The sequence below is a fragment of the Pseudomonas sp. AL03 genome (assembly GCF_029960815.1).
GTDB lineage: Bacteria > Pseudomonadota > Gammaproteobacteria > Pseudomonadales > Pseudomonadaceae > Aquipseudomonas.
In genome coordinates, this window is record NZ_JASBRE010000010.1 from 79,735 (window position 1) to 106,252 (window position 26,518).

The 26,518-nt window shown below is 58.7% G+C and carries 22 protein-coding genes; 12 read left to right on the plus strand and 10 right to left on the minus strand.

Translation table 11 applies throughout. The annotated features are described in order from the left end of the window. Positions 1 to 69 precede the first annotated feature (69 nt). The 5 genes from pyk to gcl form a co-directional block, all read right to left on the minus strand. Positions 70 to 1,485 carry a pyruvate kinase gene (gene pyk, locus QK293_RS12200; protein ID WP_282377533.1) on the minus strand — a complete coding sequence of 472 codons (1,416 nt, stop codon included), beginning with the start codon at positions 1,483 to 1,485 and terminating at the stop codon, positions 70 to 72. Continuing rightward, on the minus strand, positions 1,475 to 2,755 hold the full coding sequence (locus QK293_RS12205; protein ID WP_282377534.1) for a glycerate kinase: 1,281 nt from the start codon (positions 2,753 to 2,755) through the stop codon (positions 1,475 to 1,477). Before QK293_RS12205 ends, pyk begins: the two co-directional genes overlap by 11 nt. Positions 2,756 to 2,915: 160 nt before the next feature. Continuing rightward, positions 2,916 to 3,806 (minus strand): 2-hydroxy-3-oxopropionate reductase, encoded by an 891-nt coding sequence (locus QK293_RS12210; protein WP_282377535.1) that lies wholly within the window; start codon positions 3,804 to 3,806, stop codon positions 2,916 to 2,918. A 50-nt stretch (positions 3,807 to 3,856) separates the two neighbouring features. Continuing rightward, positions 3,857 to 4,639 carry a hydroxypyruvate isomerase gene (gene hyi, locus QK293_RS12215; protein WP_282377536.1) on the minus strand — a complete coding sequence of 261 codons (783 nt, stop codon included), beginning with the start codon at positions 4,637 to 4,639 and terminating at the stop codon, positions 3,857 to 3,859. A gap of 142 nt (positions 4,640 to 4,781) precedes the next feature. Continuing rightward, positions 4,782 to 6,557 (minus strand): glyoxylate carboligase, encoded by a 1,776-nt coding sequence (gcl, locus tag QK293_RS12220; RefSeq protein ID WP_282377537.1) that lies wholly within the window; start codon positions 6,555 to 6,557, stop codon positions 4,782 to 4,784. Between the two features lie 267 nt (positions 6,558 to 6,824). Here gcl and QK293_RS12225 point away from each other — a divergent pair, with 267 nt between their 5' ends. Further along, on the plus strand, positions 6,825 to 7,265 hold the full coding sequence (locus tag QK293_RS12225) for a heme-binding protein (RefSeq protein WP_282377538.1): 441 nt from the start codon (positions 6,825 to 6,827) through the stop codon (positions 7,263 to 7,265). A 113-nt stretch (positions 7,266 to 7,378) separates the two neighbouring features. On the opposite strand, the gene QK293_RS12230 is transcribed toward QK293_RS12225, so the two are convergent. Further along, on the minus strand, positions 7,379 to 7,987 hold the full coding sequence (locus QK293_RS12230; RefSeq protein WP_282377539.1) for a TetR/AcrR family transcriptional regulator: 609 nt from the start codon (positions 7,985 to 7,987) through the stop codon (positions 7,379 to 7,381). A 134-nt stretch (positions 7,988 to 8,121) separates the two neighbouring features. Here QK293_RS12230 and QK293_RS12235 point away from each other — a divergent pair, with 134 nt between their 5' ends. Continuing rightward, the gene (locus tag QK293_RS12235) at positions 8,122 to 9,036 is read left to right on the plus strand and encodes a DUF808 domain-containing protein (RefSeq protein ID WP_282377540.1); all 915 of its coding nucleotides are present in this window, start codon (positions 8,122 to 8,124) and stop codon (positions 9,034 to 9,036) included. Between the two features lie 164 nt (positions 9,037 to 9,200). On the opposite strand, the gene QK293_RS12240 is transcribed toward QK293_RS12235, so the two are convergent. Next, entirely contained in the window at positions 9,201 to 9,989 is a 789-nt protein-coding gene (locus QK293_RS12240) for a VacJ family lipoprotein (RefSeq protein ID WP_282377541.1), read from the minus strand. After that, positions 9,982 to 11,280: a serine/threonine protein kinase gene (locus QK293_RS12245; RefSeq protein WP_282377542.1), complete on the minus strand. Its 1,299-nt coding sequence runs from the start codon at positions 11,278 to 11,280 to the stop codon at positions 9,982 to 9,984. The genes QK293_RS12240 and QK293_RS12245 overlap by 8 nt, the downstream gene beginning before the upstream one ends. A gap of 224 nt (positions 11,281 to 11,504) precedes the next feature. Between QK293_RS12245 and QK293_RS12250 the strand changes: the two genes are divergently transcribed. After that, positions 11,505 to 11,873 (plus strand): hypothetical protein, encoded by a 369-nt coding sequence (locus tag QK293_RS12250; protein WP_282377543.1) that lies wholly within the window; start codon positions 11,505 to 11,507, stop codon positions 11,871 to 11,873. A gap of 99 nt (positions 11,874 to 11,972) precedes the next feature. Here QK293_RS12250 and QK293_RS12255 read toward each other — a convergent pair whose 3' ends face one another. After that, a complete protein-coding gene (locus tag QK293_RS12255) occupies positions 11,973 to 13,568 on the minus strand; it encodes a beta (1-6) glucans synthase (protein WP_282377544.1) in 1,596 nt (531 codons plus the stop codon). A gap of 300 nt (positions 13,569 to 13,868) precedes the next feature. Here QK293_RS12255 and QK293_RS12260 point away from each other — a divergent pair, with 300 nt between their 5' ends. From QK293_RS12260 to QK293_RS12270, 3 genes are all read left to right on the plus strand, one after another. Then, positions 13,869 to 14,720: a glycine betaine ABC transporter substrate-binding protein gene (locus QK293_RS12260; RefSeq protein ID WP_282377545.1), complete on the plus strand. Its 852-nt coding sequence runs from the start codon at positions 13,869 to 13,871 to the stop codon at positions 14,718 to 14,720. A gap of 238 nt (positions 14,721 to 14,958) precedes the next feature. Further along, on the plus strand, positions 14,959 to 15,270 hold the full coding sequence (locus QK293_RS12265; RefSeq protein WP_129442278.1) for a DUF485 domain-containing protein: 312 nt from the start codon (positions 14,959 to 14,961) through the stop codon (positions 15,268 to 15,270). Further along, complete coding sequence (locus tag QK293_RS12270; protein ID WP_282377546.1) at positions 15,267 to 16,925, plus strand: cation acetate symporter; 1,659 nt, start codon at positions 15,267 to 15,269, stop codon at positions 16,923 to 16,925. Before QK293_RS12265 ends, QK293_RS12270 begins: the two co-directional genes overlap by 4 nt. 235 nt (positions 16,926 to 17,160) lie before the next feature. Here the strand turns inward: QK293_RS12270 and gltA are convergent, their stop codons facing one another. Next, on the minus strand, positions 17,161 to 18,450 hold the full coding sequence (gene gltA / locus QK293_RS12275; protein ID WP_282377548.1) for a citrate synthase: 1,290 nt from the start codon (positions 18,448 to 18,450) through the stop codon (positions 17,161 to 17,163). A 361-nt stretch (positions 18,451 to 18,811) separates the two neighbouring features. Here gltA and sdhC point away from each other — a divergent pair, with 361 nt between their 5' ends. The 6 genes from sdhC (at position 18,812) to odhB (ending at position 26,414) form a co-directional block, all read left to right on the plus strand. Continuing rightward, complete coding sequence (gene sdhC, locus QK293_RS12280) at positions 18,812 to 19,186, plus strand: succinate dehydrogenase, cytochrome b556 subunit (RefSeq protein ID WP_282377550.1); 375 nt, start codon at positions 18,812 to 18,814, stop codon at positions 19,184 to 19,186. After that, complete coding sequence (sdhD, locus tag QK293_RS12285) at positions 19,180 to 19,548, plus strand: succinate dehydrogenase, hydrophobic membrane anchor protein (protein WP_007945134.1); 369 nt, start codon at positions 19,180 to 19,182, stop codon at positions 19,546 to 19,548. Before sdhC ends, sdhD begins: the two co-directional genes overlap by 7 nt. A gap of 3 nt (positions 19,549 to 19,551) precedes the next feature. Continuing rightward, positions 19,552 to 21,327: a succinate dehydrogenase flavoprotein subunit gene (gene sdhA, locus QK293_RS12290; RefSeq protein WP_282377551.1), complete on the plus strand. Its 1,776-nt coding sequence runs from the start codon at positions 19,552 to 19,554 to the stop codon at positions 21,325 to 21,327. Between the two features lie 11 nt (positions 21,328 to 21,338). Beyond that, a complete protein-coding gene (locus tag QK293_RS12295; RefSeq protein ID WP_046048041.1) occupies positions 21,339 to 22,043 on the plus strand; it encodes a succinate dehydrogenase iron-sulfur subunit in 705 nt (234 codons plus the stop codon). Positions 22,044 to 22,319: 276 nt separating this feature from the next. Next, a complete protein-coding gene (locus tag QK293_RS12300; RefSeq protein ID WP_282377552.1) occupies positions 22,320 to 25,151 on the plus strand; it encodes a 2-oxoglutarate dehydrogenase E1 component in 2,832 nt (943 codons plus the stop codon). Positions 25,152 to 25,193: 42 nt separating this feature from the next. Further along, positions 25,194 to 26,414: a 2-oxoglutarate dehydrogenase complex dihydrolipoyllysine-residue succinyltransferase gene (gene odhB / locus QK293_RS12305; protein ID WP_282377553.1), complete on the plus strand. Its 1,221-nt coding sequence runs from the start codon at positions 25,194 to 25,196 to the stop codon at positions 26,412 to 26,414. The last annotated feature ends 104 nt before the right edge of the window (positions 26,415 to 26,518 follow it).

The following is a 26,518-nucleotide window of genomic DNA, read 5'->3' on the forward strand; positions in this document are numbered from 1 at the left end:
GCTCTTGGGACGCGGAGCGTCCCGGGCTGCATTCCCACGCAGAGCGTGGGAACGATCATCGTGTAAGGGTTAAATCAATGTTTCGATACGCAGTGAGTTAGTCGACCCCGGCTGCCCAAACGGCACACCCGCCGTGATCAATAAAGTGTCGCCACGCTTGGCCATGCCCTGCGCCTGCGCAATCTCCAGTGCCGTTGAGCACACCTCATCCACCTGGCGCAGCCGATCATTGACCACCGAGTGCACGCCCCACGCCACCGTCAACCGGCGAGCGGTTTGCAGGTTCGGCGTCAGGTTCAGGATCGGCACCGTCGGCCGCTCCCGCGCGGCTCTCAAACTCGACGTGCCGGACTCGCTGTAATTCACCAGCACCGCCACCGGCAGCACGTTGCTAATGCGGCGGATCGCGCAGCTGATCGCGTCGGACACCGTCGCTTCAGCCTTCGGCCGGCTCACGTCCAGCTGCGCCTGATAATCCGGACCGTTTTCCACTTGGCGGATGATCTTGCTCATCATCTGCACGGCTTCCAGCGGGTACTCGCCGGACGCAGTTTCCGCCGACAACATCACCGCATCCGCACCTTCGGCCACGGCGTTGGCAACGTCGGTCACCTCTGCACGGGTCGGGGCAGGGGAGAAGCGCATCGACTCAAGCATCTGCGTGGCCACCACCACCGGTTTGCCGAGTTCGCGGCAGATGCTGATGATGTTTTTCTGAATCTGCGGCACGCTTTCGGCCGGCACTTCCACGCCCAGGTCACCGCGAGCAACCATGATCGCGTCGCTCAACTCAGCGATCTCGCGCAGTTGAGTCACGGCCGATGGCTTCTCGATCTTGGCCATCAGAAACGCTTTGTCGCCGATCAGTTCGCGCGCCTCGCGAATGTCTTCAGGACGCTGCACAAACGACAGCGCCACCCAGTCCACACCCAGCTCCAGACCGAAGCTCAGATCGCGACGATCCTTGGCCGTCAGTGGGCTCAGTTCCAGTACCGCTTGGGGGACGTTCACGCCTTTGCGGTCCGACAGCTCACCGCCATTGAGCACGGTGGTATCGATCGCGTCGGAGTATTTGGTGACCACACGAAGACGCAACTTGCCGTCGTCCAGCAGCAGGTCCATGCCCGGTTCCAGCGCCGCGATGATTTCCGGGTGGGGCAGGTTGACCCGGCGCTCATCGCCCGGCGTCGGGTCCAGGTCCAGACGCAGAGCCTGACCGCGATGCAGTTGCACCTTGCCCTCGGCGAACTTGCCAACCCGCAGTTTCGGGCCTTGCAGGTCCATCAGGATGCCCAGTGGATAATTCAGCTGGCGCTCGACTTCACGAATCCACTGATAGCGCTGAGCGTGGTCGGCGTGATCGCCGTGGCTGAAGTTCAGGCGAAAGATGTTGACCCCGGCCTGCACCAGCTCACGGATGTCGTCGATCCCGTCAGTGGCAGGACCGAGGGTGGCGAGGATTTTAACCTTCTTGTCAGGCGTCATTTTCAGGGGTCTCGAGAATCAGGATGGCTCGGAAGTCGTTAACGTTGGTGCGGGTCGGCTCGGTGACGATCAGCGCGTCCAGCGCCTCGAAATAGCCGTAGCCATTGTTGTTGTCCAACTCGTCGCTGGCGCTCAAGCCGAGTGCGGCGGCGCGGGCGTAACTGTCCGGGGTCATGATCGCGCCGGCGTTATCCTCGGATCCGTCAATGCCATCGGTGTCACCGGCCAGCGCGTAGACGCCGGGCAGGCCTTTGAGGCTGTCGGTCAGGCTCAGCAGGAATTCGGCGTTGCGTCCGCCACGACCATTACCGCGTACGGTGACCGTGGTTTCGCCGCCCGAGAGGATCACGCAAGGCGCTGCCAGCGGCTGACCGTGCAGCACGACTTGACGAGCGATACCGGCGTGAACCTTGGCCACTTCGCGGGACTCGCCTTCCAGGTCGCCGAGGATCAGCGGGCTGAAGCCGGCCTGACGTGCTTTCACCGCAGCGGCTTCAAGCGACTGCTGCGGACGGGCGATCAACTGGAAATGACTGCGCGCCAGGCTCGGATCGCCGGGTTTGACCGTCTCCGATTCCGGGCTCTGCAGCCAGTTGCGCACCGAGACCGGAACGTCTATGGCGTAGCGCTTGAGGATCGCCAACGCTTCGGCCGAGGTGCTCGGATCGGCCACGGTGGGACCGGAGGCGATGACCGTGGCGAGGTCGCCCGGTACATCGGAAATCGCGTAGGTATAAACAGTGGCAGGCCAGCAGGCTTTGCCGAGGCGGCCACCCTTGATCGCCGAGAGGTGTTTGCGTACGCAGTTCATCTCGCCGATGGTGGCGCCGGATTTGAGCAGGGCTTTGTTGATCGACTGCTTGTCGGCCAGGGTGATGCCGGCTGCCGGTAGTGCCAGCAGGGCAGAACCGCCGCCCGAGAGCAGGAAGATTACGCGGTCGTCTTCGCTCAGGTTGCTGACCAGTTCCAACACCCGTTTGGCGACCGCCAGACCGGCAGCATCGGGCACTGGGTGAGCGGCTTCGACCACTTCGATTTTTTCACACGGGGCGCCGTGACCATAACGCGTCACCACCAGACCTGTCACTTCACCCTGCCAGCAGCGCTCGACCACTTGGGCCATGGCCGCGGCGGCTTTGCCGGCGCCGATAACGATCACCCGACCACTGCGATCGGCAGGCAAATGGGCTTCAAGGACTTGCTGCGGATGGGCCGCGTCGATGGCTGTGGCAAACAGCTCGCGCAGGAATTGTTGCGGATCGACCGACATGGCGGGCTCCCGGATTTCTTGTTATTGGGGATATCGGGCCTTGCATCGCCCTCTGTAGGAGCGAGGCTTGCCCGCGAACCGGACACCGCGGTGTTTCTGCTGCACCGAGGCGATCCCTTCGCGGGCAAGCCTCGCTCCTACAGGGGAGCGGGGAGGTGGCTTATTTATCGCGAATCGAGAAATTCGCCATGTGTTCCAGGCCCTTGATCAGCGCCGAGTGGTCCCAGTTGCTGCCGCCGATGGCCGCGCAGGTGCTGAACACTTGCTGGGTGTTGGCGGTGTTCGGCAGGTTGATGCCCAGCTCGCGTGCGCCGGCCAGGGCCAGGTTCAGGTCCTTCTGGTGCAGGCTGATGCGGAAGCCTGGGTCGAAGGTGCCTTTGATCATGCGCTCGCCGTGAACTTCGAGGATCTTCGAGGACGCGAAACCGCCCATCAGCGCTTCACGGACCTTGGCGGGATCGGCACCGTTTTTCGACGCAAACAGCAGGGCTTCGGCCACGGCCTGGATGTTCAGTGCAACGATGATCTGGTTCGCCACTTTCGCGGTTTGACCGTCGCCGTTGCCGCCCACCAGAGTGATGTTCTTGCCCATCGCCTGGAACAGCGGCAGAGCGCGTTCGAAGGCATCGGCATCGCCGCCGACCATGATGCTCAAGGTCGCAGCCTTGGCACCGACTTCACCGCCGGACACTGGCGCGTCAAGGTACTGAGCGCCTTTTTCGTTGATTTTGGCGGCGAAGGCTTTGGTGGCAGTCGGCGAGATCGAGCTCATGTCGATCACGATTTTGCCTTTGCCGACACCGGCCGCAACGCCGTCGGCGCGGAACAGCACGTCGTCGACCTGCGGGGTATCCGGCACCATGACGATGATGAATTCGGCTTCTTGCGCCACTTCTTTCGGGTTCGCCAGGGCGACGGCGCCACCGGCAATCAGGTCAGCAGGCGCGGGATCGTGGTGCACCGACAGGAACAGGCTGTGACCGGCTTTCTGCAGGTTCAATGCCATTGGGTGGCCCATGATGCCGGTGCCGATAAATCCGATTTTAGCCATGAGAAATTCCTCTTGTTTTTATAGCTGCCCCCTCATACATGGGGAGCGCTTCAGATTGCGTTATGAGTCTTCAACCAACCCAGACCTGCTTCAGTGGTGGTCAACGGCTTGTATTCACAGCCAACCCAACCCTGATAACCGATGCGGTCCAGGTGTTCGAACAGGAAGCGGTAGTTGATTTCACCGGTGCCCGGTTCGTTGCGCCCAGGGTTATCGGCCAACTGGATGTGGTTGATCTCGCCCAGGTGCGCGGCCATGGTGCGGGCGAGGTCGCCCTCCATGATTTGCATGTGGTAGATGTCGTATTGCAGGAACAGGTTGGCGCTGCCGACCTGTTCGCGAATCGACAGGGCTTGCGCCGTGTTGTTCAGGTAGAAACCCGGGATGTCGCGTGTGTTGATCGCTTCCATCACCAGTTTGATGCCCGCCGCTTGCAGCTTGTCGGCCGCGTACTTGAGGTTGGCGACGAAGGTTTTTTCCACGGTGGCATCGTCGACGCCTTGTGGACGAATACCGGCCAGGCAGTTGACCTGGGTGTTGCCCAACACTTTTGCGTAAGCAATCGCCAGGTCGACACCGGCGCGGAACTCTTCAACCCGATCCGGCAGGCACGCGATACCGCGTTCGCCCTTGGCCCAGTCACCGGCCGGCAAGTTGAACAACACCTGGGTCAGGCCGTTCGCGTCGAGCGTGGCTTTGATGTCGGCGGAGCTGAAGTCGTAAGGGAACAGGTATTCGACACCACTGAAGCCGGCCTTGGCGGCGGCTTCAAAACGGGCAAGAAAATCCTGCTCGGTGAACAGCATGGACAGGTTGGCTGCGAAACGCGGCATGGTGGTCTCCTGTAAAAATAGGTGCTTGTAGCCGCTGCCGAGGTACGAGGCTGCGTTGGGCTGCGAAGCGGCCCCGATGGCGGCCCAGCGGACACGCAACGCAGCCTCGTGCCTCGGCAGCTGCTACAGGTATCAGGTCATCTTAATCAAGCAACGAAATCGCCGTCGGCGCATCGTTGCCAACCAGCGCCAGGTCTTCGAATTCGTTGACGGCGTTGATCTCGGTGCCCATGGAAATGTTGGTCACGCGCTCCAGAATAATCTCGACGATGACCGGCACCTTGAACTCTTCGATCATTTCCTGGGCCTTGCGCAGGGCAGGCTGGATCTGACCCGGTTCGAACACACGCAGCGCCTTGCAGCCGAGGCCTTCAGCGACCGCGACGTGGTCGACACCGTAACCGTTGAGTTCCGGAGCGTTCAGGTTATCGAAGGCCAGTTGCACGCAGTAGTCCATGTCGAAACCGCGCTGAGCCTGACGAATCAGCCCCAGGTACGAGTTGTTGACCACCACGTGGATGTACGGCAGCTTGAACTGCGCACCCACCGCCAACTCTTCGATCATGAACTGGAAGTCATAGTCGCCCGACAGCGCCACGACCTTGCGGGTCGGATCAGCCTTGACCACGCCCAGCGCTGCCGGAATGGTCCAGCCCAACGGGCCGGCCTGACCGCAGTTGATCCAGTGACGCGGTTTGTAGACGTGCAGGAACTGCGCGCCGGCAATCTGCGACAGACCGATGGTGCTGACGTAGCACGTGTCCTTGCCGAACACCTGGTTCATTTCTTCATACACGCGCTGCGGCTTGACTGGCACGTTGTCGAAGTGAGTCTTGCGCTGCAGGCTGGATTTGCGCTGCTGGCAGTCTTGCAACCAGGCACTGCGGTTTTTCAGCTTGCCGGCGGCTTGCCATTCGCGAGCGACTTCGATGAACACGGTCAGCGCGGCAGCGGCGTCGGAAACGATGCCCAGGTCCGGGGTGAACACGCGGCCGATCTGGGTCGGTTCGATGTCAACGTGAATGAATTTGCGGCCTTCGGTGTAAACGTCGATCGAACCGGTGTGGCGGTTGGCCCAACGGTTACCGACACCCAGCACCACGTCCGACTTTAGCATTGTCGCGTTGCCGTAGCGATGCGAGGTTTGCAGGCCAACCATGCCGACCATCAACGGGTGATCGTCCGGGATGGTGCCCCAGCCCATCAAGGTCGGAATCACTGGAATGCCAGTCAGCTCGGCGAACTCCACCAGCAACTCGCTGGCGTCGGCATTGATGATCCCGCCACCGGCAACCAGCAATGGACGTTCGGCCTGGTCGAGCATGGCCAGCGCCTTCTCGATTTGCACGCGGTTAGCGGTTGGCTTGGCCAGTGGCAGTGGTTCGTAGGCATCGATGTCGAATTCGATTTCGGCCATCTGCACATCGAACGGCAGGTCGATCAACACAGGGCCTGGACGGCCGGAGCGCATTTCGTAAAAGGCTTTCTGGAACGCATAAGGCACTTGGCCCGGTTCCATGACGGTGGTGGCCCACTTGGTCACTGGCTTGACGATCGCGGTGATGTCGACAGCCTGGAAGTCTTCCTTGTGCATACGGGCGCGGGGTGCTTGCCCGGTGATGCAAAGGATCGGGATCGAGTCGGCCGAGGCGCTGTAGAGCCCGGTGACCATGTCGGTACCGGCAGGGCCGGAAGTGCCGATGCACACGCCGATGTTGCCAGCCTTGGTACGGGTGTAGCCCTCGGCCATGTGCGAGGCGCCTTCAACGTGCCGAGCGAGGACGTGATCGATGCCACCGACCTTCTGCAAGGCGGAGTACAGCGGGTTGATCGCGGCGCCGGGGATGCCAAAAGCGGTATCAACCCCTTCACGGCGCATCACCAGAACGGCGGCTTCGATTGCTCTCATTTTGCTCATGGTTTTGGTGCCTCGTACGTTTTGTAATTGTATACAAGTGGCTTTGCGCAGAGTGTATTCACGGCGGACGGCGCAGGTCAATCCATTTTCTCAAGCGGCCGTTTCATTCGTCGGAAGCCTCATCTGCTGTGGCTTTTCGTCGCATGTGGCGCTTTTCGAGAATTATTGTATACAAAAATATAACTCATTGTGTTCTATTTGTTGCATCGGACTGCTGAACAAAGAGCAGTCCAACCGTTTTCCCTATAACAAAATGAGGACGGCACCATGAGCGCTTTAACCTTGAAAGTTGCAGTCAACCTGATCAGTCAGGCCATCTCCGCGGGGCGTGCAATCTCGGCGGCTCCATTGACCATCGCAGTACTGGATGCCGGTGGGCACTTGGTTAGCCTGCAACGCGAAGATGGCGCCAGCCTGTTGCGCCCGCAGATCGCCATCGGCAAAGCCTGGGGCGCCATCGCCCTGGGCAAAGGCTCACGCCTGCTGGCGCTGGACGCCCAACAACGCCCGGCGTTCATCGCCGCTTTGAATAGTCTGGGACAGGGCAGTGTTGTGCCGGCACCGGGCGGCGTGTTGATTCGGGATCAGGAAGGGAATGTGCTGGGGGCGGTGGGTATCAGCGGTGATCTTTCTGATGTCGATGAGCAATGTGCGATCAGTGCGATCGAGGCGATGGGGTTGCGGGCGGATGCGGGGGTGACTGCTTGATTTTGTAGTGACTGAACCATTGCTATCGCGGGCAAGCCCGCTCCCACAAGGATCATCTGAACGACAGAGACCTACTGTGGGAGCGAGCTTGCTCGCGATGGCCGCGCCACGGTCTAGCGGTCCGGCTCACACCCCTTGAGCACCAACCGGATAATCGTCTGCGCCGCCGCCTCATAATCCGCCTCATCGAGCTTGGCCTTTCCGGTCACTGCGGAAATCTGCCAGTCGAAGTCGGCATAGGTCTGCGTCGCAGCCCAGATGCTGAACATCAGGTGGTTGGGGTCGATGGGGGCGATCTGGCCGCGGTCGATCCAGGTCTGGATGCAGTCGATGTTGTGCTTGGCCTGGCCGTTGAGCCGTTCCACCAGATCGGCGCTCAGGTGCGGGGCGCCGTGCATGATTTCGCTGGCGAACACCTTGGAGGCGAAGGGCCGGTCGCGGGAGATGCGGATCTTCGAGCGGATGTAGCCGCTCAGCACTTCACTGGGTACGCCGTCGGCATTGAATGGTGTCGAGGCCCGCAGGATCGGCTCGATGATGCTTTCCAGGACCTCGCGGTAGAGGTTTTCCTTGGATTTGAAGTAGTAATAGACGTTGGGCTTGGGCAATCCCGCCTTGGCCGCGATGTCACTGGTTTTGGTCGCAGCGAAGCCCTTGTCGGCAAATTCTTCACTGGCGGCACGCAGGATCAGTTCTTTGTTGCGCTCGCGGATAGTGCTCATAAACCAGGGGGTTCCTTGCCTGTTCTGGCGGTTGCGCATGGTAGCACCGGCCTCGCGCGGCGCTCAAGAATGCCCCGTGCGGCGCCCGGCCGCGCTATGCTGCGCGGCATTCATTCAAGAAGGACACCTGATTCATGGCAGGAAGCAGTTTGCTGTTGCTGATCGACGACATTGCCGCCGTACTCGACGATGTGGCGTTGATGACCAAAATGGCCGCCAAAAAGACCGCCGGCGTGCTCGGTGACGATTTGGCGCTCAACGCTCAGCAGGTTTCCGGCGTGCGTGCCGAGCGAGAAATTCCGGTCGTCTGGGCGGTGGCCAAGGGCTCATTCCTCAACAAACTGATCCTGGTGCCGTCAGCTCTGGCCATCAGCGCGTTCATTCCCTGGTTGGTCACACCCTTGTTGATGATCGGCGGCGCCTACCTGTGTTTCGAAGGTTTCGAGAAAATCGCCCACAAATTCCTACACAGCAAAGCTGAAGATCAAGCCGAACATGCCGAGCTGGTCGAGGCCGTGGCCAATCCAGCGGTCGATCTGGTGGCGTTCGAAAAGGACAAGATCAAGGGTGCCATTCGCACCGACTTCATTCTTTCGGCGGAAATCATCGCCATCACTCTGGGTACCGTGGCGGATGCTTCGCTGACCCAACAAGTCATCGTGCTCTCGGGCATCGCCATCGTCATGACTATCGGCGTCTATGGCTTGGTAGCTGGCATCGTCAAACTCGACGACCTCGGTCTGTGGCTGACCCAGAAGCCGGGCCAGATGGCCAAAAGCATCGGCGGCGGGATCTTGCGTGCGGCACCGTACATGATGAAAAGCCTGTCGGTGATCGGCACGGCAGCGATGTTCCTGGTGGGTGGCGGAATTCTTACCCACGGCGTGCCGGTGGTTCATCACTGGATTGAAAGCGTTAGCGCGGGGGCGGGCGGTGCCGGGTTTATCGTGCCGACGTTGCTGAATGCGGTGGCGGGGATTGTGGCGGGTGCGGTGGTGTTGGCGGGTGTGATGGTTGCCAGCAAAATCTGGACAACCCTGAAATCCTAAACCTGTGGGAGCGAGCCTGCTCGCGAAGAGGTCATAACATTCAACATCTATGTTGACTGATGGACTGATTTCGCGAGCAGGCTCGCGCCCACATTTGATTTGTGACTGACATAAAAAAGGCCATTCGACTCGCGTTGAATGGCCTTTTTTTGTTGCCGTCGGACTTACTCGGCGATCTGCAACTTGCGCGACTCGGTGTAGACGTAACGCACTTTCTCGTACTCGAACGGCGAGTTCAGCTGGCCGTAGCGGAAGCCGGTCTGGTAGCGCTTGTCGACGCTGCGCAGGACCCAGACCTCGGGGTGGTTGGAGCTGACTTCGGAGACGTTCAGGAAGTTGATCGCCGACTCGGCCGTGTAGTCCACTGCCAGGCCACCGGTGTCGCGGATGTTCGAAGGGCCAAGGATCGGCAGCACGAAGTAGGCGCCGCCCGGTACACCGTAGAAACCCAGCGTCTGGCCGAAGTCTTCGCTCTGGCGTGGCAGGCCCATGGCGGTGGCCGGGTCCCACAGGCCGGCGATGCCGACGGTGGTGTTGAGCAGCAGCCGTGCGGTGGTTTCCATCGAGCGCTGCCCCTTGAACTGCAGCAGGCTGTTCAACAGGTTCGGTACGTCACCGATGTTGTTGAAGAAGTTGCTGACGCCAGTACGCAGGAAGCTCGGCGTGATGTAGCGATAGCCGTCGACCACTGGCAGGAATACCCATTGGTCGAAGCGGTAGTTGAAGTGGTAGACGCGGCGGTTCCACTCTTCCAGCGGGTCGTAGACGTTCAGTGCGTTAAGCGTCGAGCGTTCGAATTCGCGCTGATCCAGCCCCGGGTTGAATTTGAGTTTGCTCAGCGGCTCCTTGAAGCCGTCACTGTCGATGACAACCGGTGCGTTGGCTTTGCTGTTGTCGGCATTGGCAACGCCTGCACAGAGTAACGCTGCAATAAGCAGGAGGTGTTTAGCCACGGAAGAACTCCAGCATGGCGTCGCTGTTGACGCGGTAATTAAGGTTGCCGCAATGGCCGCCCAGTGGATAAACGGTCAAACGATCGCCAAAGGTCTTGCGCAGGAAACCGAGGTCGCCAGGGCCGAGGATCACGTCGTCGGCGTTGTGCATGACGGCGATTTTCGGGCTGTCGTGCAGGTAATCCTTTAGCGCATACAAACTGACCTGGTCGATCAGTTGCAGCAAGCTGCCGCCGTCTGTGCGGGCGCGCCACATCGGGATGACCTGTTCGGTGATGTAACAGTCGAAGTCGCACTGCAGCGCGCGTTTGAGGAACGGCGCGAGGCTGGTGCCTTCGGTAATCGGGTATTTCGGCGGGGTGATGAGGCCGCGGCGGTTGATCAGGTCCGAGGTGAAGGCAATGTCTGCTGCCGAGAAACGGAATGAGGTGCCGATCAGCATGGCCATCTGTTCATTGCTCAGGTGTTGCTTGGACTGCTGAAAGTCGTAAAGCAATGCATCGTTAAGGTCGATGTAGCCTTTTTGCTGGAAGTAGCGGGTCAGTTTGTCCAGCACCAGTTCATAGAACGTTGTGCTGTTGTTAATGCCCTTGACCTCCGTTTGTACAAGCTTGTCCAGGTTGGTGATCGAGGTGTAGAGATTGACCGGCGGGTTGAGCAACAAGACTTTCTTGAAGTTGAAGCTGCGGCGGGTTTCGTCCAGGTGTGCGACAAATGCCGCGTCCAGCGCGCCCAGGCTGTAGCCGGTCAGGTAGTAATCAGTGACGGGGACTTTCGGGTTTTGTGCCCGCACAGCCTGCATCACCCGGTACATGTCTTCGGCGTCTTCCTTGGTGATGCCGGGTGTAGCAAAACGTGAGGCGGCGCTCATGAAGTCGAAGCTGGTGGGCGACGACAGTTGCACCACATGGTAGCCGGCCTTGTAGTAGAGCTTTTTCAGGTACTCGTTGTGGCTGCTGTCATAGCGCGCGCCGGTGCCGGCGATCAGGAAAATCAGCGGTGCGGCTTTGTCCTGGGTGGCGATGCGATAGGTGAGTTTCTTCACCGGCCAGAAGTTGTCCGGCAGGTCGAATTCACGCTCCGGGCGCAACCTGACGCTGCGGTCGGCCTGATTGATGTCGTCATCCAGCGGCAACTCCGGGCGCAAGTCCGGCGGTGTCGTGGCAATGGTCGCCTCGAACGGGTTCGTCAAGGGGTAGCCATAACTGGCGGCGTCGATGTCGACCGCCAGTACGGACGCACTCAAAATAAGGCCGCCAAACAGGGCGGCGAAGCGCAAGGAACGGAGCATGACTAGATCTCTTAGAGAAAGGTGCCGAATGAAGTTCGCAGGCTATGACCACGGGGTTTGCGCCAAAGTGCCATGGATCGGCACCAATCAGGCCTAATTTCGGAGTAATGGTAGCTGGACGATACACTTTGCAGCTATTTCGTGACCAATTATCTGTTGCGCGCGTTTGCTTACCGCTGGCGGGGGATTAAGCTGGCCGCCGTTTTCGTTTATTGGAGTGTTTCATGTCCCGCCGTCTGCCTGTGATTCTGCTGCTCGTTCTCCTGCCGTTATGGCTGGCCGCCAGTTATGGCGCGCGTTATGGCTTTATGGAGGATGCTCAATGGGTTGGCATCTGTGTGGACGAAGCGAGTCGCTGGGAATGCCAGATTCGTTCGAGCCTGGGGTTGATGATTCACTTCAAGGTCTTGGGCTTCGCGGCATTGGCGGCAGCCGTTATCGGGTTTGTGCTACCGGGCCGGGCAGGGTGGTGGTTGGCCGTGCTGGCGCTGTTGATCGGGTTTCCGGCGTTGGCGTTGTACAACACGACTTTGGCGGTGTTTGCGGTGGTGATTGCTGCTTTGCGTCTGGTTCGCGCCTCTCGCAGCGCCTGACAGTCAGTCTTCGCGGGCAAGCCTCGCTCCTACAATGGATCCCCCAAACCTTGTAGGAGCGAGGCATGCCCGCGAAGAGGCCAGTCGCCTCGCTGAAGATTAGCCTTTACGAACCCGCAAACTGCGCCACAACGCTGCAACCATCAGCCCACTCACCAGCGCCCAACCCCAGGCCTGTTGGTTCTGCAACCCTTCTTGATACAGCTGCGGCGCAATGCCGGCGCCAATGATGAAGGTCAGCAGGGCTATCTCACGACGCGGCACGCTTACCGGGCGGCACAGATAAACCAGGGCCGGCAACAGGAAAGCGACACTCGGAAAGCTGCGGTAACGCGGATCGAACAATAGCTCCAGCATCATTACCGCAGCGGCAAACCCGGCTGCAGCGAGCCACCAGCCAGCCCGACGTTCCAGCGCATTGAACGCCCGTCCACGCCAACCAGTGCGAGCGCTCAACGTCAGTGCCGCATGCGCCAGCACCAACAGATTCAAACCCGTCAGCAGCGCCACCCACAACCATTCACTGGCAAAACGAGTGGTGACACGCGCCAGATCGCCCCAGGCGCCAATCGAGCAAGCCGCCAGCGCGCCTAGCAGCGGCAGGACCAACGCTGCGCGAGTGCTGCGAACACGCCCGCCGAGGATCAGTGTGCCGAGGAAGATCAAACCACCCACCACCAGCCACTGCGACCAGTACGGCACGTTCGACACCGGACCTGCCAGCACGCCCTTGTCCTGACGATCGGCGTCGAATAGCCCCCAGTAACCACCGACCGCACCTTCGCTGGCGCGTTTCCACGGCTGGTCAAAAGCTTCGATCAGGTTGTAATGCCAGCCTTGCTGCTCCGCCATGATGACAAAAGAGCGAATGAACTTGGCTTCATTGACCCGGCTCGGCAGAGCGGTTTCGCGCTGACGGCCTTCGCTCGGCCAACCGGTTTCGCCAATCATCACGTCCTTGGGCGCGAATGTGTTACCGAACACCTGACGCACCTCGGCTACATGTTGCAGCGCGGCGTCGATATTCGAAGGATCGTCTTCCCAGTACGGCAGCAAATGGATGGTCAGGAAGTCCACTGCCGGGGCGACTTCCGGGTGTTTGAGCCAGAACTCCCAGACGTCGGCGTAAGTGACAGGCTGTTTGACCTGACTTTTGACTTTATGAATAAGCTTGGCCAACTGCGCGCCAGTGACTTCTTTGCGCAACAGGGTTTCGTTACCGACGATCACCGAGGTCACCACGTCCGCGTTCGCATTGGCTGAGGCGATCAGCAGGTCGACTTCCTTGGCGGTGTCTACCGGATTGCTGTTGACCCAGGCGCCAATCATCAGCTTCAGCCCGTGCTTGCGCGCCAGGTCGGGCAGGGCCTCAAGGCCGGTCATTGAATAGGTGCGGATGCATTCGAAGCGCGTCGCCAGCAGCGCGAGGTCGGCGTCCATGCGTTCGGGGCGCAGCTTGAACGGCTGATCGAACGGCGATTGATCCTTGTCGAACGGGGTGTAGGAGGCGCATTGCAGCTTGTGCGTCGCACTGGCCACATCCGGCAGCATCACCGGTTTACCGAGGCCGTACCAGAAGCCACCGAGGGCAAAAAGCCCCAGCAGGCAGGCGAATAGATAAGCAAAAAAAGGAAAACGTGATGTCGCGGGCATGGTCAGGCCGTCTGGGAGCAAAGCCGCGCATGTTACCTTCATTTGCCGCGTGCTTGGTGGCCTGCATAATTTTGACATGCAAAGTTCGAGCGGATTGGCCGGCGGACGTCCGGTGGTCTAGATTAATGGCGTTCTGATGTCGTTTCTCGATGCCTTGAGGTCGCTGGCAGAGAAGGTCGCCTTTGGCGTGAGGTTGATGATCGACGCATCAGTGCTCTCATAGATAAATCGCGCTGATGTTCGGACGAGTTTGCGGTGGGCGTGATGGGGGCGCTGTGCACCATAACAATACGTTGACGCGACTCGGCATCCGTCGAGCGCAGCACTTTCGGGGAAGTAACGATGAAGATGCGACGACTTTTAGGCGCGAGTGCCGCTCTGGTACTTGCGATTGGCTCCACATTCGCCAATGCCGAGAGCAAAACCCTGAGCATCGGCTACGTTGACGGTTGGTCCGACAGCGTTGCCACCACTCATGTGGCGGCCGAAGTGATCAAGCAGAAGCTGGGTTATGACGTGAAGCTGCAAGCCGTCGCCACCGGGATCATGTGGCAGGGTGTGGCCACTGGCAAGCTCGACGCCATGATGTCTGCGTGGCTGCCTGTAACTCACGGCGATTACTGGACCAAGAACAAGGATCAGGTCGTCGATTACGGTCCGAACTTCAAAGACGCGAAAATTGGTCTGATCGTGCCGGAGTACGTCAAGGCCAAATCCATTGACGATCTTAAAACCGACGACAGCTTCAAAAAACGCATCGTTGGTATCGACGCCGGTTCAGGCGTGATGCTCAAGTCCGAACAGGCCATCAAGGACTACGATCTGACTGGGTATCAACTCAAGGCCAGTTCCGGCGCCGGGATGATCGCCGAGCTGACCCGTGCCGAGAAGAAAAACGAATCCATCGCAGTCACCGGTTGGGTGCCGCACTGGATGTTCGCCAAGTGGAAACTGCGCTTCCTGGATGACCCGAAGGGCGTTTTTGGCGCGGCTGAAACCGTGAACAACATCGGCAGCAAAGACCTGGCCACCAAGGCTCCGGAAGTTGCCAAGTTCCTGAAGAACTTCCAGTGGGCGTCGAAAGACGAAATCGGCGAAGTCATGTTGGCCATTCAGGATGGTGCCAAACCTGAAGCCGCAGCGAAGGATTGGGTGGCCAAACACCCGGAACGCGTTGCCGACTGGATCAAATGATTTGAGCTGACGCGTCTAGTCAGCACCTTCCAGGGCCGCTTGGTATCACTGCCAAGCGGCCTTTTGCATTCCCGCATTTTTGCAGAGAGAAGATGGGTGCAAAGCAGGCTAATTAATATCGGCTGAAAAATGGTAGTACCGTCATGTCGTTCTAATACTAAGGTCGTCTGGAACCAGTTCCGCAGCCGCATAAAGTGGATGACGTTACAACTTCATCTGTGCTGCGAGGATAAAAACAATGAACGACAGCATTTACCTCTCGATTCAAAACAGCCCGCTCTTCAAGGAGCTGGTTAGCAAGAGAGAACGATTCGCCTGGATTCTTTCGGCAATCATGCTTGGGCTTTACTCTGGATTCATCCTTTTGATCGCTTACGGGCCGCATATTCTGGGTGCGAAAATCAGCCCCGAGTCTTCGATTACCTGGGGGATACCCATTGGTGTCGGGCTGATTCTCTCGGCCTTTATCCTGACGGCAATCTACGTACGACGCGCCAATGGCGAATTCGACGACCTGAACAATGCGATTCTCAAGGAGGCTCAGCAATGATCCGGCGTCTAATGGCTCTATTGAGCATCGCAGCTTTCGCGCCTGGTGCCTGGGCCGCTGAAGCTCTGACTGGCGAAGTCAACAAACAACCGCTTAACGTCTCCGCGATTCTGATGTTCGTGGCGTTCGTCGGTTTGACCCTGTGCATCACCTACTGGGCCTCCAAGCGCAACAATTCGGCGGCTGACTACTATGCGGCGGGTGGCAAGATCACCGGCTTCCAGAACGGTTTGGCAATTGCCGGCGACTATATGTCCGCGGCGTCCTTCCTGGGTATTTCCGCCCTGGTGTTCACCTCCGGCTACGACGGCCTGATCTACTCGATCGGCTTCCTGGTGGGCTGGCCGATCATTCTGTTCCTGATCGCCGAGCGCCTGCGTAACCTGGGTAAATACACCTTTGCCGACGTGGCGTCCTATCGTCTCGGGCAAACCCAGATCCGCACGCTGTCCGCTTGCGGTTCGCTAGTGGTAGTGGCGTTCTACCTGATCGCGCAAATGGTCGGTGCCGGCAAGCTGATTCAACTGCTGTTCGGTCTCGACTATCACATTGCAGTCATCCTGGTCGGTGTCCTGATGTGCTTGTACGTGCTGTTCGGCGGCATGCTGGCGACCACTTGGGTGCAGATCATCAAGGCAGTGTTGCTGCTGTCTGGTGCCTCGTTCATGGCGCTGATGGTAATGAAGCACGTCAACTTCGACTTCAATGCGCTGTTTTCCGAGGCGATCAAGGTTCACCCTAAAGGTGAGGCGATCATGAGCCCGGGCGGTCTGGTGAAAGACCCGATCTCCGCGTTTTCCCTTGGCCTGGCGCTGATGTTCGGTACCGCGGGCCTGCCGCACATTCTGATGCGCTTCTTCACTGTGAGTGACGCAAAAGAAGCTCGTAAGAGCGTGCTGTATGCAACCGGCTTCATTGGCTACTTCTACATCCTGACGTTCATCATCGGCTTCGGCGCGATCTTGCTGGTCAGCACCAACCCTGCCTTTAAAGATGCGGCTGGCGCGCTGTTGGGCGGCAACAACATGGCGGCGGTGCACTTGGCCAACGCGGTAGGAGGCAGTGTTTTCCTGGGCTTCATCTCGGCAGTCGCGTTTGCAACCATTCTGGCTGTGGTGGCTGGTTTGACGCTGGCCGGTGCTACGGCGGTGTCTCATGACCTTTACGCCAGCGTGATCAAGAAGGGCAAGGCCAACGACAAGGACGAGATCCGCGTCTCGAAAATCACCACCGTCTGCCTGGGTGTGCTGGCGATCGGTCTGGGCATTCTGTTCGAAAGCCAAAACATTGCGTTCATGGTGGGCCTGGCGTTCTCCATCGCGGCGAGCTGTAACTTCCCGGTGCTGCTGCTTTCCATGTACTGGAAGAAGCTGACCACGCGTGGTGCGATGATCGGCGGCTGGCTGGGTCTGATCAGTGCCGTTGGTTTGATGGTCCTTGGGCCAACCATCTGGGTGCAGATCCTGCATCACGAGAAGGCTATCTTCCCGTATGAGTACCCGGCGTTGTTCTCCATGGCCATTGCGTTTATCGGGATCTGGTTCTTCTCGATTACTGACAAGTCGACTGCGGCTGACAATGAGCGGGCGCTGTTCTTCCCTCAGTTTGTTCGTTCGCAGACTGGCTTGGGGGCGAGTGGGGCGGTTGCTCACTAAGGCTTCAGGTTTGCTTATGTAAGCTGCGTTAAACAGAAATGCCCCGGTCGAGAGATCGGGGCATTTTTTGTTGGGTGGTTTGATCGTGTACATATCCGTTACCGCAGCAACGGATATGTACACGACCAAAGACCCAGCCGGCCTTCAGGCCGCTGAACCAGCACAAACAAAAACGGCCTCTATCTACATAGAGGCCGTTCCCGGTGCAACTTTAAACGTTATCGCAAGACAGGTCTTATTTGCGATCTTCCAGCTTGGTGATGTCACGCGACTCGTAGCCGGTATACAGCTGGCGCGGACGGCCAATCTTGTACGGGCTGGAGAGCATTTCTTTCCAGTGGGAAATCCAGCCGACAGTCCGCGCCAGGGCGAAGATCACGGTGAACATGCTGGTTGGAATGCCGATCGCCTTGAGGATGATCCCCGAGTAGAAGTCGACGTTCGGGTACAGCGAGCGTTCGATGAAGTACGGGTCGGTCAGGGCGATCTCTTCCAGGCGCATGGCCAGTTCGAGTTGCGGATCGTTGGTGATGCCCAGTTCTTTCAGTACTTCGTCGCAGGTCTGCTTCATGACTGTGGCGCGTGGGTCGCGGTTTTTGTAAACCCGGTGACCGAAGCCCATCAGTTTGAACGGATCGTTCTTGTCCTTGGCCTTGGCGATGTACTTGTCGATGTTCGACACATCGCCAATTTCATCGAGCATGGTCAGAACAGCTTCGTTCGCGCCGCCGTGGGCAGGGCCCCACAGTGCAGCGATGCCGGCGGCGATACAGGCGAACGGGTTGGCACCCGAAGAGCCGGCCAGGCGTACGGTGGAGGTCGATGCGTTCTGCTCGTGGTCGGCATGGAGGATGAAGATCTTGTCCATGGCCTTGGCGAGTACCGGGCTGATCGGTTTGATCTCGCACGGGGTGTTGAACATCATGTGCAGGAAGTTTTCCGCGTACGTCAGGTCGTTGCGCGGGTACATCATGGGCTGGCCCATGGAGTACTTGTAAACCATCGCTGCCAGGGTTGGCATCTTGGCAACCAGACGGATCGCGGAGATTTCGCGATGCTGCGGGTTATTGATGTCCAGGGAGTCGTGGTAGAAGGCCGAGAGGGCGCCGACTACACCGCACATGACGGCCATCGGGTGGGCGTCGCGACGGAAGCCGTTGAAGAAGGTTTTCAGCTGCTCGTGAACCATGGTGTGGTTCTTCACGGTGCTGACGAACTGGGCCTTCTGTTCTGCGGTCGGCAGTTCGCCGTTGAGCAGCAGATAGCAGGTTTCCAGGTAGTCCGACTTTTCAGCCAGCTGTTCGATCGGGTAGCCGCGGTGCAGCAAAATGCCGTTGTCGCCGTCGATATAGGTGATCTTCGACTCGCAGGCAGCGGTCGACATGAAACCAGGGTCAAAGGTGAAACGGCCCGTGGCCGTAAGGCCCCGAACATCGATAACATCGGGACCAACGGTGCCGGTTAAAATGGGCAGCTCGACGGGGGCTGCGCCCTCGATGATCAACTGCGCTTTTTTGTCAGCCATGTGGCCTCCTATTTATGCTTGAAATCATCAGACAGACCCCCCACGCAGGGCCCGCACCACTATAGTGAGATAAATTCGAATGTCAATTTGCCTAAAGTCTTGCTCCAGAAGGCTTTAACCGGACTTTTTCCTCGAAATTGACTGCCGTTTACGCCTTTTATCCAACTTGTGCAATGCGCTATTAGGGGAAGGTGAACGCGTTGTCATTAGTAGCCTAACTGTCTATACTCGGCCTCCGACCGCCAGGGGCTTTTGGGCCTGCTTTACTGGGGGTCGCACTCCCTGGGTGGTGGGTACCTGACCAGTGCACTCCCCAACAACTTTGCCCTGATTGTTAGGGGCTCTTCAGTGTGAAAAAGCCGTGAATAGCCAACGACCTGTAAACCTAGACCTAAGGACCATCAAACTCCCAGTCACTGCTTACACGTCCATTCTTCACCGAATCTCCGGAATCATCCTCTTTGTCAGCCTGGCCATCATGCTTTATGCATTGGACAAGTCGCTCGACTCGGAAGAAGGCTTCGGTCAGGTGAAAGCGTGTCTGACCAGTCCGCTAGCCAAGCTAGTGACATGGGGCATCCTGTCCGCTCTGCTGTATCACCTGGTTGCCGGTGTGCGCCACTTGATGATGGACATGGGCATTGGCGAGTCGCTTGAAGGCGGCAAACTGGGCTCGAAAATCGTTATCGCCATTTCCGTGGTGGTAATCGTTCTGGCAGGAGTTTGGATATGGTAACTAACGTCACGAACCTGTCGCGTTCGGGCCTCTATGACTGGATGGCACAACGTGTGTCTGCGGTCGTTCTCGCGGCTTACTTCATTTTCCTGATCGGATACGTCGTCGCCAACCCTGGCATCGGCTACGCCCAATGGCATGAACTGTTCGCAAGCAACTGGATGCGTATTTTCAGTCTCCTGGCCCTCGTTGCCCTCGGCGCTCACGCCTGGGTCGGCATGTGGACCATCGCGACCGACTACCTGACGCCAATGGCGTTCGGCAAGTCCGCGACTGCAATACGTTTCCTCTTCCAGGCAGTATGCGGCGTCGCGATGTTCGCCTACTTCGTCTGGGGTGTGCAGATTCTTTGGGGTATCTGATTCATGTCTAATACAGTTAACACGCTTTCGTTCGACGCCATCATCATTGGCGGCGGCGGTGCTGGCATGCGCGCTGCGCTGCAGCTGGCACAAGGTGGTCACAAGACTGCCGTGGTTACCAAGGTTTTCCCGACTCGTTCGCACACTGTATCCGCCCAGGGTGGCATCACCTGCGCCATCGCCTCGGCAGATCCGAACGATGACTGGCGCTGGCACATGTACGATACCGTCAAGGGTTCCGACTATATCGGTGACCAGGACGCTATCGAATACATGTGTTCCGTAGGCCCGGAAGCGGTCTTCGAGCTCGAGCACATGGGCTTGCCGTTCTCCCGTACCGAACAAGGCCGCATCTATCAGCGTCCGTTCGGCGGTCAGTCGAAAGACTTCGGTAAAGGTGGCCAGGCTGCCCGTACGTGCGCCGCTGCCGACCGTACCGGTCACGCGCTGTTGCACACCCTGTACCAGGCCAACCTCAAGGCCGGCACCGTATTCCTCAACGAATACTACGGTGTCGACCTGGTGAAGAACGAAGATGGTGCTTTTGTCGGCATGATCGTCATCTGCATCGAAACCGGCGAAACCTCCTACGTCCGCGCTAACGCCACCGTATTGGCGACCGGCGGTGCAGGTCGTATCTACTCGTCCACCACCAATGCCCTGATCAACACCGGTGACGGCGTCGGCATGGCTCTGCGTGCTGGCGTGCCGGTACAAGACATTGAAATGTGGCAGTTCCACCCAACCGGCATCGCCGGCGCGGGTGTACTGGTGACTGAAGGTTGCCGCGGTGAAGGCGGTTACCTGATCAACAAGCACGGCGAGCGTTTCATGGAGCGTTATGCTCCGAACGCCAAAGACTTGGCTGGTCGTGACGTGGTTGCTCGCTCGATGGTTAAAGAAATCATCGCCGGCAACGGTTGCGGTCCGGATGGCGACCACGTAATGCTGAAACTCGATCACCTCGGTGAAGAAGTTCTGCACAGCCGTCTGCCAGGCATCATGGAACTGTCCAAGACCTTCGCCCACGTCGATCCAGCCGTGTCGCCGATTCCGGTCGTTCCAACCTGCCACTATATGATGGGCGGCGTGCCGACCAATATTCACGGTCAGGCAATCACTCAGGACGCCGACGGCGTTGACCAGATCATCCCGGGTCTGTTCGCAGTAGGCGAAGTGGCCTGCGTATCGGTGCACGGTGCCAACCGTCTGGGCGGTAACTCGTTGCTCGACCTGGTGGTATTCGGTCGTGCTGCCGGCCTGTTCCTGGAGCAGACCCTGAAAGAAGGCGTCGATTACACTCGCGCTCGCCAGTCCGACATCGACGCTGCCCTGGCGCGTCTCGATGGCCTGAACTCGCGTACCGAAGGCGAAGACGTCGCCACCCTGCGTAAAGAGCTGCAAAGCTGCATGCAGAACTACTTCGGTGTATTCCGTACCGGCGAATACATGCAGAAGGGTATCGCGCAGCTCGCTGATCTGCGTGGCCGTATCGCCAACGTCAAGATCAACGACAAGAGCCAGGCGTTCAACACGGCTCGTATCGAAGCGCTGGAATTGCAGAACCTGCTGGAAGTGGCCGAAGCTACCGCCATCGCCGCAGAAATCCGCAAAGAGTCCCGCGGCGCTCACGCCCGTGAAGACTACGAAGATCGCGACGACGAAAACTGGCTGTGCCACACCCTGTACTTCCCGGGTGACAAGCGCGTGACCAAGCGTGCCGTGAACTTCTCGCCGAAGACTGTTCCGACTTTTGAACCTAAGATTCGGACTTATTAAGGGTGGCCGCCATGTTGCAAGTCAGTGTTTATCGCTACAACCCTGATCAGGACGCTGCGCCGTTCATGCAGGAATTTTCGGTCGATACCGGTGGTAAAGACCTGATGGTGCTGGACGTGCTGGCCCTGATCAAAGAGCAGGACGAAGGGTTCTCCTATCGTCGCTCTTGCCGTGAAGGTGTTTGCGGTTCCGACGGCATGAACATCAACGGCAAAAACGCTCTGGCGTGCGTCACGCCGCTGTCCGCTGTCGTAAAAGGTAACAAGCTGATCGTTCGTCCTCTGCCAGGTTTGCCGGTTATCCGTGACCTGGTCGTCGATATGAGCATCTTCTACAAGCAATACGAGAAGGTTAAGCCATACCTGCAGAACGACACGCCGGCTCCGGCCATCGAGCGTCTGCAGACCCCTGAAGAGCGCGAAAAGCTCGACGGTCTGTACGAGTGCATCCTGTGCGCTTGCTGCTCGACCTCTTGCCCGTCCTTCTGGTGGAACCCGGACAAGTTCCTGGGTCCAGCTGCTCTGCTGCAAGCGTATCGCTTCCTGGCAGACAGCCGCGACACCAAGACTGCCGAGCGTCTGGCTTCGCTGGATGACCCGTTCAGCGTATTCCGCTGCCGCGGGATCATGAACTGCGTCAACGTCTGCCCGAAAGGCCTGAACCCGACTAAGGCCATCGGTCACGTACGTAACATGTTGCTGCAAAGCGGCGTGTGATTCAGCTGCTGTAACCCGGCTGTTGTAAATGCAGTACCGCTGTACCCGTAGATGCTACGGCGCAGGCTTCAACCGGCGCCGTAGTTTTAACCTGAGCAGCAGCTTATAAGGCTGCGGCTCTTATTTTGAAGAAATGAGACAAGCAGGGGCATCCGGGCTGGTACCCGGACTATCAGCGTGATCCTAAGTGGCTTGTTTTAGTCGCTGCATTCGGACTTCTGCAAGCGTGCTCGGTGTCGACGCCGGTGGTGTTCCCCTAACCGAGGGTGACCAAGCATGCAAGAAAGCGTGATGCAGCGCATGTGGAACAGCGCCTACCTATCCGGTAGTAACGCTGCCTATGTGGAAGAGCTCTATGAGCTCTACCTGCACGACCCTAACGCTGTGCCAGAAGAGTGGCGCACCTACTTCCAGAAGTTGCCAGCTGACGGCAACACTGCCACCGATGTTTCGCACTCGACAATACGCGATCATTTCGTCTTGCTGGCAAAGAACCAGCGCCGCGCCCAACCGGTTTCCGCCGGCAGCGTGAGCAGTGAGCACGAGAAGAAGCAAGTTGAAGTGCTGCGATTGATCCAGGCCTACCGTATGCGTGGCCACCAGGCAGCCCAGCTTGACCCGCTGGGGCTGTGGCAGCGTCCTGCGCCTGCAGACCTGTCGATCAATCATTACGGCTTGACCAATGCCGATCTTGATACGACCTTCCGTGCCGGCGACCTGTTCATCGGCAAAGAGGAAGCGAGCCTACGCGAAATTCACGAAGCGTTGCAGCAGACATATTGCCGCACCATCGGCGCTGAATTCACGCATATCACCGATTCCGAGCAGCGCCAGTGGTTCCAGCAGCGTCTGGAAAGCGTGCGTGGCCGTCCGACGTACTCCGCCGACATCAAGAGCCATCTACTCGAGCGCGTCACGGCCGGCGAAGGCCTGGAAAAATACCTGGGGACCAAATACCCGGGTACCAAGCGTTTCGGTCTGGAAGGCGGCGAGAGTCTGATTCCGATGCTCGACGAGCTGATCCAGCGTTCCGGCTCCTACGGCACCAAGGAAATCGTTATCGGTATGGCCCACCGTGGTCGTCTGAACGTGCTGGTCAACACCTTTGGCAAGAACCCGCGCGAGCTGTTCGACGAGTTCGAAGGCAAGAAGAAGGTCGAACTGGGTTCCGGTGACGTTAAATATCACCAGGGTTTCTCGTCCAACGTCATGACCACTGGCGGTGAGGTTCACCTGGCCATGGCGTTCAACCCGTCCCACCTGGAAATTGTATCTCCAGTGGTCGAGGGTTCGGTTCGCGCCCGTCAGGATCGTCGCAACGACCCTACCGGTGAGAAGGTTCTGCCGATTTCCATCCACGGTGACGCGGCATTCGCCGGTCAAGGCGTGGTGATGGAAACCTTCCAGATGTCGCAGACCCGCGGTTTCAAAACCGGCGGCACCGTGCACATCGTCATCAACAACCAGGTCGGTTTCACCATCAGCAACCCGCTGGACTCGCGTTCCACCGAGTACGCGACCGACGTTGCGAAAATGATCCAGGCGCCGATCCTCCATGTGAATGGTGATGATCCGGAAGCCGTATTGTTCGTGACCCAGTTGGCCATCGACTACCGGATGCAGTACAAGCGCGACGTGGTGATCGACCTGGTCTGCTACCGTCGTCGCGGCCACAACGAGGCCGACGAGCCAAGCGGTACCCAGCCTCTGATGTACCAGCAGATCGCCAAGCAGCGCACCACGCGTGAGCTGTATGCCGATCGTCTGACCCAGAGCGGTGTACTGGACGTTGAGCGTGTTCAGGCGAAAGTCGACGAATACCGTAACGCGCTGGACAACGGTCTGCATGTTGTAAAAAGCCTGGTCAAAGAGCCGAACAAAGAGTTGTTCGTGGACTGGCGTCCGTATCTGGGCCATGCCTGGACCGCGCGTCACGACACTCGCTTCGATCTGAAAACCTTGCAGGAACTGTCCGCCAAGCTGCTGGAAATTCCGGAAGGCTTCGTGGTTCAGCGCCAGGTCTCGAAAATCTACGAAGACCGTCAGAAGATGCAAGTCGGCGGCCTGCCGATCAACTGGGGTTACGCCGAAACCATGGCGTACGCGACCCTGGCGTTCGAAGGTCACCCGATTCGCATGACCGGTCAGGACATCGGCCGCGGTACGTTCTCGCACCGTCACGCTGTCTTGCACAACCAGAAAGACCCGGGCAGCTACATTCCGCTGCAGAATCTGTACAAAGGTCAGCCACGCTTCGACCTGTACGATTCGTTCCTGTCTGAAGAGGCCGTACTGGCGTTCGAATACGGTTACTCGACCACCACGCCTGAGGCACTGGTTCTCTGGGAAGCCCAGTTCGGCGACTTCGCCAACGGTGCCCAGGTGGTTATCGACCAGTTCATTACCAGTGGCGAGCACAAGTGGGGCCGTCTCTGCGGTCTGACCATGTTGCTGCCGCACGGTTATGAAGGTCAGGGTCCGGAGCACTCTTCGGCTCGTTTGGAGCGTTACCTGCAACTGTGCGCCGAGCACAACATTCAGGTAGCGGTGCCGACCACGCCGGCGCAGATCTACCACTTGCTGCGTCGTCAGGTGATTCGCCCGCTGCGCAAGCCATTGATAGTCCTGACGCCGAAGTCGTTGCTGCGTCACAAACTGGCCGTGTCGACCCTGGAAGATCTGGCCGAAGGTTCGTTCCAGACCGTTATCCCGGAAATCGATGTTCAAGACCCGAAAAAGGTCGAGCGCATTGTCCTGTGTAGCGGCAAGGTCTACTACGACCTGCTGGAAAAACGCCGTGCCGAAGGTCGTGATGACATCGCCGTCGTGCGTATCGAGCAGCTGTACCCATTCCCTGAGGACGACTTGAACGAAGTCCTGGCTCCGTACACCAACCTCAAACATATCGTTTGGTGTCAGGAAGAGCCGATGAACCAGGGTGCCTGGTACTGCAGCCAACACCACATGCGTCGCATCGTTGGCAATCACAACAAGTCTCTCGTACTCGAGTACGCGGGCCGTGATGCCTCTGCTGCACCTGCTTGTGGTTACGCATCGATGCACGCTGAGCAGCAAGAAAAACTGCTGCAAGACGCCTTTACTGTTTAACGCCTTCGCGCACCTGAAACCGAATTTAAGGACCCACAGATAATGGCTATCGAAATCAAAGCCCCCACTTTCCCGGAATCGGTTGCCGATGGCACCGTTGCCACCTGGCACAAAAAGCCGGGCGACGCCGTCAAGCGCGATGATCTGATCGTCGACATCGAAACCGACAAAGTCGTACTGGAAGTGTTGGCCACCGCTGACGGCGTGCTGGGCGCTATCGTCAAGAACGAAGGCGACACCGTTCTGTCCGACGAAGTCCTGGGCTCCATTGAAGCGGGCGGCGCTGCTGCCGCTCCAGCCGCTGCCGCTGCTCCGGCTGCTGCACAGGCTGCTGCTCCAGCGGCCGAAGGCGAAGACGATCCTGTTGCTGCACCGGCTGCTCGCAAGCTGGCTGAAGAAAATGGCATCAATATCGCTTCCGTTGCCGGCACTGGCAAAGGCGGTCGTGTGACCAAGGAAGACGTAGTAGCCGCTGTTGCCGCCAAGAAAGCCGCTCCGGCTGCCGCGCCTGCCAAGGCTGCTGCGCCTGCTGCCGCTGCTCCAATGTTCGCCGCCGGTGACCGCGTTGAAAAACGCGTTCCAATGACCCGTCTGCGTGCCAAGGTTGCCGAGCGTCTGGTTGAAGCTCAGTCGAACATGGCGATGCTGACCACGTTCAACGAAGTCGACATGACCGAAGTCATGGCGCTGCGTTCGAAGTACAAGGACCTGTTCGAGAAGTCCCACAACGGCGTGCGTCTGGGCTTCATGTCGTTCTTCGTGAAAGCGGCCACCGAAGCGCTGAAACGCTACCCGGCTGTCAACGCCTCGATCGACGGTGCTGACATCGTTTACCACGGCTACGCCGACGTTGGTGTGGCTGTTTCCAGCGACCGCGGTCTGGTTGTACCGGTTCTGCGTAACGCCGAACTGATGAGCCTGGCTGAAATCGAAGGCGGCATCGCCACCTTCGGCAAGAAGGCTCGTGACGGCAAACTGTCGATGGACGAGATGACCGGCGGTACGTTCACCATCACTAACGGTGGTACCTTCGGTTCGATGATGTCGACCCCGATCGTCAACCCGCCACAAGCGGCTATCCTGGGCATGCACAACATTCTGCAGCGTCCTATGGCGATCAACGGTCAGGTTGTTATCCGTCCGATGATGTACCTGGCTCTGTCCTACGATCACCGTCTGATCGATGGCAAAGAAGCTGTGACCTTCCTGGTTACCATCAAGAACCTGCTGGAAGACCCGGCTCGTTTGCTGCTGGATATCTGATTTCGTTGCACAGGCCGTCCAGTGATGGACGGCCCTTCTGTAATGACCAGCTTCGTCCCACGACGGTCCTCAAAAGGGGCCGTCCGGTTTGATTCGAGAAGGAA